Here is a 9,631-nt window from a genome sequence, read left to right on the forward strand (position 1 = left end):
TAAGTACGCAATCATTACGTGATATAAGGCTTGACATATATGCTGAGCGGGCTTTTGAAGCGTAGGACCACAGCAATCTTTGATTGCGTAGTGGTCCAGATTCACAGCCGTAGCGAGGTATATATGTCAAGCCTATAGCGGGCGTAGGATTTATATCTTTGCAGGCGTTGAATTTGCCACATTACGAATTGCAGCAACAGAAAAATGAAGTTGATAATTACATAAAACTCTGCTATCATATACTTAACATAATTTATTCACAGTCTGTGGATAATATTGTGTATAACTTGTTCTTTAAAGTGAATATTGGATTGATTTGCCCTGCATATAGGCAAATTTGACTGTGGATTTTCGTAGCTTGAAAATGTTGGTATGTAAACAACATTTTATTTTTTGCCGAAAAATGGTTTAAATAATGCTTTAAGCGTTTATAATTTATGTAAAATGGTAAAAAATATACTATTAGGAATAATAATCTTTGGGAGGACTTTTTATGCATACACAAGCTGATGAAGTTTGGTACAAGGTGATAGCTGCTCTAAACGCCAGGCTAACACAAGTAAGCCTTAATTCGTGGCTTAAAAACGTAAAACCTATAGGCATATACGAGCATACGCTGGTGCTGGCTGTGTCGAATAAATTCCTTAAAACGATAGTAGAATCCAGATATAGCAATTACATATACGATGCTCTGAAGGATATCGCGCCCGAGATAACCGATGTGGAGATAATGGTGGCTGTCGACGACGATATAGAGGAATATAAGGCCCAGATGACATCGAACGATAATGCACCTGCAGACAATGAAAATGAAGAGGATGCACCGAAATACGAAACTTTATCAGTTATGCCGCAAAACGATACTCTGAACCCTAAATATACCTTTGATACGTTCGTCATAGGCAACAGCAACCGTTTCGCCCACGCGGCGTCTTTAGCGGTAGCTGAAGCACCTGGCAAAGCCTATAATCCACTTTTTATATACGGAGGCGTGGGATTAGGCAAGACCCATCTTATGCACGCCATAGGCCACCGCATACTCGAAAATAATCCAGGGATAAGGCTGATGTATGTGACATCGGAGAAGTTCACCAATGAACTGATAAATTCCATAAAGGATGACAGAAACGAGGTATTCAGAAATAAATACCGTAATATAGACGTACTGCTGATAGACGATATACAGTTTATAGCCAATAAAGAGCGTACGCAGGAAGAATTCTTCCATACATTCAACACGCTGTATGAAACCAATCACCAAATAATAATATCCAGCGATAGACCACCTAAGGACATACCCACACTGGAGGACAGGCTGCGCTCGCGCTTTGAATGGGGCTTACTGGCCGACATACAGCCGCCGGATCTTGAAACGCGCATAGCTATACTGAGAAAAAAAGCCGATATGGAAAATATAAATGTGGACGACAACATATTGCTCTTTATAGCACAACAGATACAATCGAACATACGGGAACTCGAAGGCGCGCTTGTTAAAATCATGGCCTACGCATCGTTAAATGAGCGAAATATAGACGTAGATGTAGCCGGCGATGTGCTCAAAGATATAATAAAAAATGATCAGCCGCAAAAGATAACAGTGGATAGAATACAGAAGATAGTCGGCAGCTACTTTAATATGAAGCCCGATGATTTTAAGGCTAAAAAGCGAAGCAGAGCGATATCATACCCTCGTCAAATAGCCATGTACCTCTGCCGCGAGATGACCGATCTATCGCTGCCTAAAATAGGCGAAGAATTCGGCGGCAGAGACCACACCACCGTTATACATGCATGTGAAAAGATAATGGACGATATGGAAAAGGAGCCGGAGATAAAATTGACCATAAACGAACTGAAGAAACGTATACAAAGCAACTAAAGTTATCAACATTATCCACATAATACATGTGGATAATGTGTTCGTTTACTATGGAAAGCGCTCGGCTATAGCTGACCGGTGGAGCATGTGCATAGCGCATATGACATATCCATAGACTTGTTAGAACAAAAGATACACTGTAATAGCGGATGACGCAGGCTTATCCACAAATCAACAGCCCCTATTACTATTACTACTATTTAAATATATCTATCATACAGAAAAGAAGGAGAGAAATGATGATAATAACATGTGAAAAAGATGACCTTGTCAATGCATTGAGCATAGCAGAAAAAGCATTGCCGTCGAAAAACATAATACCAGTACTGAACAGCATTATAATAGAAACCGTCGATGATATTATACACTTAAAATCCACCGATACTGAAATAAGCATAGATACAGTATTAAATGGGAATATAATAAATCAAGGGAGCGTTGCATTAAACGGCAGGCTATTTATAGATATAGCCAGGAGCCTGCCCAAAGAGCAGGTGACTATCAATGTGGACGACCATAACGAAGTTTCCATAAAATGCGGATTATCAGAAATATCCATCAAAGGGATGGGGACAGATGATTTTCCACAATTACCGGTTATCTCTGATGGTACGAATTTCAATATAAGCAGTGTAATATTTCGCGATATGATAAGGCAAACAGCATTTTCCATAGCACCGCCGGATGATAATAGGGAGATGCTTACTGGAGAGCTTTTGAAATTCGAAAACGATAAAATAATGTTGGTATCGGTAGATGGTTACAGAATATCCATACGTTATGAAGATATAGACGAAATACCCGATCGCCAGTTCGAGGCCGTTATACCAGGTAAAGCGCTGATGGAACTGATGAGGATACTACCATCTGCTCAAGAAAATCTGAATATAAAGATAGACGACAAACGAGCCGCCTTCAGTATAAACGGTACTGTAATGACCGCTCAACTATTGAGCAGCAAATTTATAAACTATGAGGATATATTGATGCCGGAATTATCTGAAACCAAGACCACGATTACGGTAAGCAGAGCTGACTTGTTGAGCGCTACCGAACGCGCTATGCTAGTGGCTAAGGAAGGGAAAAGTTCCTTGATCAAGCTGAGCATATCGGAACGTGGAATGGTCCTCACATCAAATGCTGATATAGGTAAGGTACACGAAGATATCCCTATAGATATCGACGGTTCTGCTATAGAAATAGCATTTAACGGCCGGTATTTAACCGATCCGCTTAAAGTGATAGATGACGAACAAGTATTGATGAAGTTTAATAGCGATGTAAGCCCGTGCATAATAGAACCGGTAGAGGGCAAAAGCTTTTTGTATTTGATTCTGCCCGTAAGAATGGGATAAGAGGTAAGGGTATTGTATATTAAAGAATTAACGTTAACTGATTATAGAAACTATAATAACGTTAAGATAAACTTTAATATTGGTGTAAATATATTTTGGGGAGATAACGGCGCAGGCAAGACCAATATATTGGAGGCGATATACCTTACAAGCGCCGGCCGATCTCACAGGACATCGCGCGATAAAGATATGATAAGGCAAGGGGCGCAGGATGCTTTCATAAACATCAAGGTTATCCGGAAGGATGGCCAAACCGATGTAAATATGATGATACCTCAAAACGGTTCTAAGCGTATAAAAGTCAACGGTAAATATATAAACCGCATAGCCCAGTTGATGGGTATCATAACCGCTGTTATATTCTCACCCGAAGATTTGAAATTGGTTAAAGAAGGACCGGATGAGCGTAGGCGTTTCATCGATATATTTATATCCCAGATAAAACCGGATTATCTGTATAATCTCCAAAAATATTATAAAGTCTTGGAGAACAGAAATAAGACGTTAAAGGATATAAAATATGGTCACGCATCGCGAGATCTTCTTGCCGTATGGAACGAACAACTGGCATATATAGGTGCCGGACTTCTGGAACAGAGATTATCTTTTGCAGATAAGATATGTGCCGAAGTTTCGGATATACATAGGTATATAACCGATCATAAAGAAAGCCTGAAGTTAAGATATAAAAGTACATTAAACCTTAGCGGCGATATAAAGCAAAACTTTATAAACGCTTTGAATCAGCGCCTTGATGCAGATATCAATATGGGAACCACCACTATAGGTCCTCATAGAGATGATATTATTATATTGGTAAATGACATGGATATGCGCTATTACGGGTCGCAAGGCCAGCAGAGGACGGCTGCACTATCGTTGAAACTCGGGCAGTTGGAGGTTACCGAAGATCTGATAGGCGAGCCTCCAGTGCTGCTTCTCGACGATGTTATGTCTGAGCTGGATATAATGAGGCAAAATATGCTGATGTCGTATATGAAACGATACCAGACCATGATGACATGTATCCGGAAATCGGATTATTTGGAGCAATATGACAAAAAAACATTCTTCTATGTCGAGAACGGACAGGTATCGATACAACATGCTGGCTACGGAGGCGTAAATGTGGTATAATAATACCAGCACTTATTAAGGAGAAATGCCATGATAATGCATATAGGCAGCGATGTGGTTGTACCCACTAAAAATATAATAGCTATAATAAACCTCGATATCATAGAATCTGCGGAATGCAACATCGAGTTTTTAAAAATAGCGAAAGATGAAGGTTTTATAGAGGACGCATTCGGTGACGAGAAACCGAAATCCTTGATAATAACCGATATAGACGGTAGAAATGCGATATATATGTCGCCGATTTCATCAGTCACATTGGCTAGACGAATGGCTACTGATCAAAATGTATATTTTGACAATAATTACAAAGAGGTGAGATAATATTGGCTGAAAGCGGAGCTTATGATGCGTCGCAAATACAAGTATTAGAAGGATTAGAGCCGGTCAGAAAGAGGCCGGGTATGTATATAGGGAGCACCGGTTCCAGGGGGCTTCATCATCTTGTATATGAGGTTGTGGACAACAGTATAGATGAGGTGCTGGCAGGTTTTTGTGATACAATAAAGATTATTATTCATAAAGATAACTCGATAACGGTAGAGGATAATGGCAGAGGCATACCGGTTGGTATACATCCCAAGACAGGCAGATCGGCCGTGGAAGTAGCGTTGACCATGCTACATGCAGGCAGCAAATTCGGCGGCGGCGGGTATAAGGTGTCAGGAGGACTCCATGGCGTCGGTGTGTCGGTGGTCAACGCATTATCAGAATGGCTGATAGTTACGGTCAAACAAAACGGCCATATATACCGCCAGCGCTATGAAAGAGGAAAACCCGTAACTGACCTCGAGATGATAGGCGATACCGATGAAACCGGAACGACGATTTCATTCAAACCCGATTATCAGATATTTGAAGAATTGGAATATAATTATGATACATTGCGCAATAGATTTAGGGAAATGGCCTTTTTAAATAAAGAAGTAACCATAATATTGATAGATGAGCGCGATGAGAAGAAAGAGGAATTCCATTACGAAGGCGGTATAGTCTCATTCGTAGAGTATCTGAATAAGAATAAAAGTCCTCTTCATAAAGAAGCTATATATATTTCCGGTATGCGCGACGATGTACAGGTGGAAGTGGCGATACAATACAATGACAGTTATGCCGAGAGCGTCTATGCATTTGCCAATAACATAGAAACGCCGGAAGGCGGCACCCATCTGAGCGGTTTTCGCTCGGCTATGACCAAGGTTATAAACGACTATGCCAGGAAACTTAATATGCTGAAACCCAACGAACCCAGCCTTTCCGGCGATGATGTGCGCGAAGGGTTAACGGCTATAATCAGCGTAAAACTAAGCGATCCACAATTTGAAGGCCAAACCAAGGAGAAACTTGGCAACAGCGAGGTCAGAGGCATTGTGGACAGTATAGTATCGGATGGTTTGAGCACGTATTTTGAAGAACATCCGTCCGTAACCAAGACCATAATAGAAAAGGCCATAAGCGCATTCCGAGCGAGAGAGGCCGCTCGCAAAGCGCGCGAACTTACCAGACGCAAGAGCGCACTGGAAAGCGTGTCGATGCCGGGTAAATTGGCTGACTGCAGCGAGAGGGACCCCAAGCTGTGCGAGATATTTTTAGTGGAAGGCGATTCAGCCGGCGGGTCGGCTAAACAAGGCCGCGACAGGCGTTTCCAGGCTATATTGCCTTTGCGCGGTAAAATATTGAATGTAGAAAAAACGCGTTTGGACAGAATATTGTCCAATGAAGAAATAAAATCCATGATAACGGCCTTTGGTGCAGGCATAGGCGAGGACTTCGACATATCCAAACTGCGATACGAGCGCATAATATGCATGACAGATGCCGATGTGGACGGCAGCCATATAAGGACACTGCTGCTCACGTTCTTTTATAGGTACATGCGGCCGCTGTTGGAAAACGGCAATGTATATATAGCCCAGCCGCCGCTGTATAAAGTTGAGAAAGGGAAAAAAGAGTATTATATATACTCAGATAGAGAGCTGGAACATTTATTAGGCAAGATAGGGCGCGACGGTATAACAGTGCAAAGATATAAAGGACTTGGAGAGATGGATCCGGTGCAGTTGTGGGATACCACCATGGATCCGGCTAAGCGAACCATGTTGAAGGTATCCATAGAGGATGCCATAGCTGCAGATGAGATATTTACGATACTAATGGGCGATAATGTGGAGCCGCGCAGGGAGTTTATAGCCAACAACGCGCATCTTGTGAAAAACCTTGATATATAGGCCGGGCGATTGCCCGGTTAATTTTTTATTAATTTATGTAATGATTTCTTAATATTTGCTTAATAATTAGTAAAACGTATAATAGGCGAGATAAATGAAGATAATCGACTTAAACGCCCGAATTTGAGCTTTGACGAGCTCTATGCAGCGTAATATAATTATACGTATTGATGGAAGAGACAACTGGCTGAATCCCTGCGTATAGCAGGGTACGGGGGAACTTTTGGTGGGGTGAATCCTTTTAAAGGTAGGGAATCCTTCGTTCCCGAACCCGTCAACTAACCTCGGAAGCGAAATAACGTAGGAGGAGTTGTGTTCAACGCAAATGAATAATTATAAAAAAGCTGTAACGGCGGCTGTTATAAGCGCAGGTTTTATTTTCAGCAGCGTTTTTGGTACAAGCGCTGCGGCAGCATCACAAGGTACCGTAACCGGAAGCGGTGTTCGTCTTCGATCCAAGCCAAATACATCTTCGAGTATATTGACCCATGCTTATAAAGGGGATAAAGTTACTGTAAAAGATAAGAGCGGCAATTGGTACAATGTCGTTTTTAATGGGAAAGCAGGTTGGATGTCGGCAGATTACGTAAAAATATCATCGAGTAGCACTGCGACAGCATCTAGAAGTAATACTGCGACTGTGCCGGGATGGATAACAGCCAACAGTGGTTTGATACTGCGTAAGTCTCCGAGTACATCGAGCGCAAGGATAACGGTTATGCCTAAAGGGAGCCAAGTGACCATATCATCTGAAAAAAATGGCTGGAGTCAGGTGAAATATGGCAATTACAACGGATGGGCATCTTCGAAGTACATAACGAAAACTAAGCCTGTTTCTAAAGTCACATCTTCATCGCGTTCATCTTCGATTTCATCGCAGATAGTGGCGCTTGCCAAACAACAATTGGGCAAGCCTTATGCACATGGCGCGGCAGGGCCCAACGCTTTCGATTGTTCGGGTCTTACATACTATGTATATAAAAAATTCGGCTATTCGATACCCAGAACATCCAGCGGACAAGGTTTTGGCAGCTATGCGCCTACGGTGTCAAAAAGCAATTTACAACCTGGAGATTTGATAGTATTCAAAAGCAGCGGCAGCGGTTATCATATGGGCATATACATAGGCGGCAATCAATTTATACACGCACCCAATCCCGGTCGCAAGGTATCGGTAAACAGCTTAAATGAATCATGGTATAAGAGCCATTACATACAGGCTAAAAGGGTTATAAGATAGATAGTATAACAAGCAAAGCGGTGAGCAATTATAAAAGCTTATCGCTTTTTTGCGCCAAAAAACGCGGTTAAGAATGGCATGGATGTAAAACATAGTTTAAATCAGATGTTTTATAACACTTGCATATTAAAAAGTTTTCTTTTATAATATAAGTATAGATGCGCCCGTAGCTCAGCGGATAGAGCAGCGGTTTCCTAAACCGCGTGCCGGACGTTCGATTCGTCTCGGGCGCACCAGAAAAGGCCGGAAAATCAATATTTCCGGCCTTTATTATTGTGCATGCTGTTTTAAATCTTCATAAATAGAGATCGTTAAAATATCCCCTGATTTAATATAGTTGCTATCCTTAATGCTATTTAATCTAAATGGGCTGCCCTCTTTATATTATTATTGACATATGCTCATAATAGAGTTAATATAGTTGTGGATATAAGCTAATAACTATATTTTATGGTATGCTGTGACGGTGTTTATCAAGGGAGATATGTCTATAACTGCTAAGGTAAGTAAAAAGCGGAACGATTGCCTGTGATACTTCCGATCATGTGGCGGCGGAAATAACGTAAAGCTGAAATGGTTAGCAGTATATCCGGAGTGGATGTTGAATGCATATTTTGCAATTTCATGCCGCGCATGCTTTAATCATTGGCAAATGAAATTTGATTTAAAAGAGGTGAGCTGATTTGCTTGACTATTTTTATCGTTTGCTTAAGGAAAATAATTTGAGGATTACACCTCAAAGAAAGGTTATATTGGAGATCTTATACAATTGCAGAGGACATCACCTTGGAGCCGAGAATATTTATGAGCTTCTTACAGCAAAAGATAATGATAAAAAGATAGGGCTGGCCACGGTATATCGTACATTGGAACTATTTGAAAAAATTGGTATAGTATCAAGGTTATCGATGGAAAATTCACCGGCACGGTATGAGTTGGTAATGTATAATAAATTAATGCACCATCATTTAATTTGTTTAAAATGTGGACAATTGGAGGAATTAGACGATAGCATAGCTGAAGAATTTAAAAACCGGATTTTAGAAGACAAAGGATTTGAGGTTGCCGATAAATCAATGAAAATTTACGGATACTGTAGCAATTGCAGATTGAGTTGACATACCCCCAAGAATAAATTCGTGGGATTCTGGATCATCGAAGGACGTCTGACAAAGCAGGTTTTACGCTTTCTCCCGCAAGGGTTGATGTCCTAACCTTGAATTCGATGTTTACGCAGCAAACCATGACTTGCTGCAACGCCATATCGATTATCGCCGCCTTTCATCCCAACAAACCCCTTTTCATCCGCCAAACATATTGACATATGCTCATAATTGCACTAAAATGGTTGTTGTAGGCATAAGCCCACAATTTTATCATTGATGATTAAGGAGCTGTTAAATGTATGAAAATATATATCCTTACGGATAACAGGACGAAAAAGCGAGGTTTTCTTGCGGAGCATGGCTTATCAATCTATATTGAGTATGAAAAAGTTAATATTTTGTTTGATACTGGTCAATCTGATGTTTATTGCCACAACGCTGCACGGATGGGCGTGGATTTGAATAAAACCGACTTTGTTGTGCTCAGCCACGGCCATTATGACCATTGCAGCGGATTGGTCTATTTCCCAAAAGTGGAAAGATTCCCGAAGATTTACGTACATGAAGCCGCTTTCGCGAAAAGATATGCGGTAAATTCTGACGGAAAGGAATTCTATGAGGTCGGTATTCCGTGGTCACCCGACGATTATGATGATATTAAAAGTAGTCTTGTACTTACAAAG

8 protein-coding genes, 1 tRNA gene and 1 riboswitch are annotated in these 9,631 nt (G+C 41.0%); all 9 genes read left to right on the forward strand.

The features are described 5' to 3' along the window. Positions 1–493 precede the first annotated feature (493 nt). Positions 494–1,882 (forward strand): chromosomal replication initiator protein DnaA, encoded by a 1,389-nt coding sequence (dnaA, locus tag JG770_RS09705; protein ID WP_291958350.1) that lies wholly within the window; start codon positions 494–496, stop codon positions 1,880–1,882. A gap of 236 nt (positions 1,883–2,118) precedes the next feature. After that, positions 2,119–3,237, forward strand: coding sequence for a DNA polymerase III subunit beta (gene dnaN, locus JG770_RS09710; protein ID WP_291958353.1), 1,119 nt, complete (start codon positions 2,119–2,121; stop codon positions 3,235–3,237). 12 nt (positions 3,238–3,249) lie between these two features. Next, on the forward strand, positions 3,250–4,374 hold the full coding sequence (gene recF / locus JG770_RS09715) for a DNA replication/repair protein RecF (RefSeq protein ID WP_291958357.1): 1,125 nt from the start codon (positions 3,250–3,252) through the stop codon (positions 4,372–4,374). Between the two features lie 30 nt (positions 4,375–4,404). After that, positions 4,405–4,698, forward strand: a complete 294-nt coding sequence (remB, locus tag JG770_RS09720; RefSeq protein WP_291958358.1) for an extracellular matrix regulator RemB — start codon at positions 4,405–4,407, stop codon at positions 4,696–4,698. A 2-nt stretch (positions 4,699–4,700) separates the two neighbouring features. Continuing rightward, a complete protein-coding gene (gene gyrB, locus JG770_RS09725) occupies positions 4,701–6,602 on the forward strand; it encodes a DNA topoisomerase (ATP-hydrolyzing) subunit B (protein ID WP_291958359.1) in 1,902 nt (633 codons plus the stop codon). Positions 6,603–6,777: 175 nt separating this feature from the next. Then, a riboswitch (cyclic di-AMP (ydaO/yuaA leader) is annotated at positions 6,778–6,911 on the forward strand. Between the two features lie 16 nt (positions 6,912–6,927). Then, positions 6,928–7,842 (forward strand): SH3 domain-containing C40 family peptidase, encoded by a 915-nt coding sequence (locus tag JG770_RS09730; protein ID WP_291958360.1) that lies wholly within the window; start codon positions 6,928–6,930, stop codon positions 7,840–7,842. 160 nt (positions 7,843–8,002) lie between these two features. Next, a tRNA-Arg gene (locus JG770_RS09735) sits at positions 8,003–8,078 on the forward strand. Between the two features lie 447 nt (positions 8,079–8,525). Beyond that, positions 8,526–8,960 carry a Fur family transcriptional regulator gene (locus JG770_RS09740; RefSeq protein ID WP_291958362.1) on the forward strand — a complete coding sequence of 145 codons (435 nt, stop codon included), beginning with the start codon at positions 8,526–8,528 and terminating at the stop codon, positions 8,958–8,960. Between the two features lie 287 nt (positions 8,961–9,247). Continuing rightward, positions 9,248–9,631, forward strand: a 384-nt coding sequence (locus JG770_RS09745) for an MBL fold metallo-hydrolase (protein ID WP_291958365.1), incomplete at its 3' end; no start/stop codon positions are given.

Origin of the sequence: Mahella sp., from assembly GCF_020054945.1 — a bacterium.
Classification (GTDB): Bacteria; Bacillota; Clostridia; order Mahellales; family Mahellaceae; genus Mahella.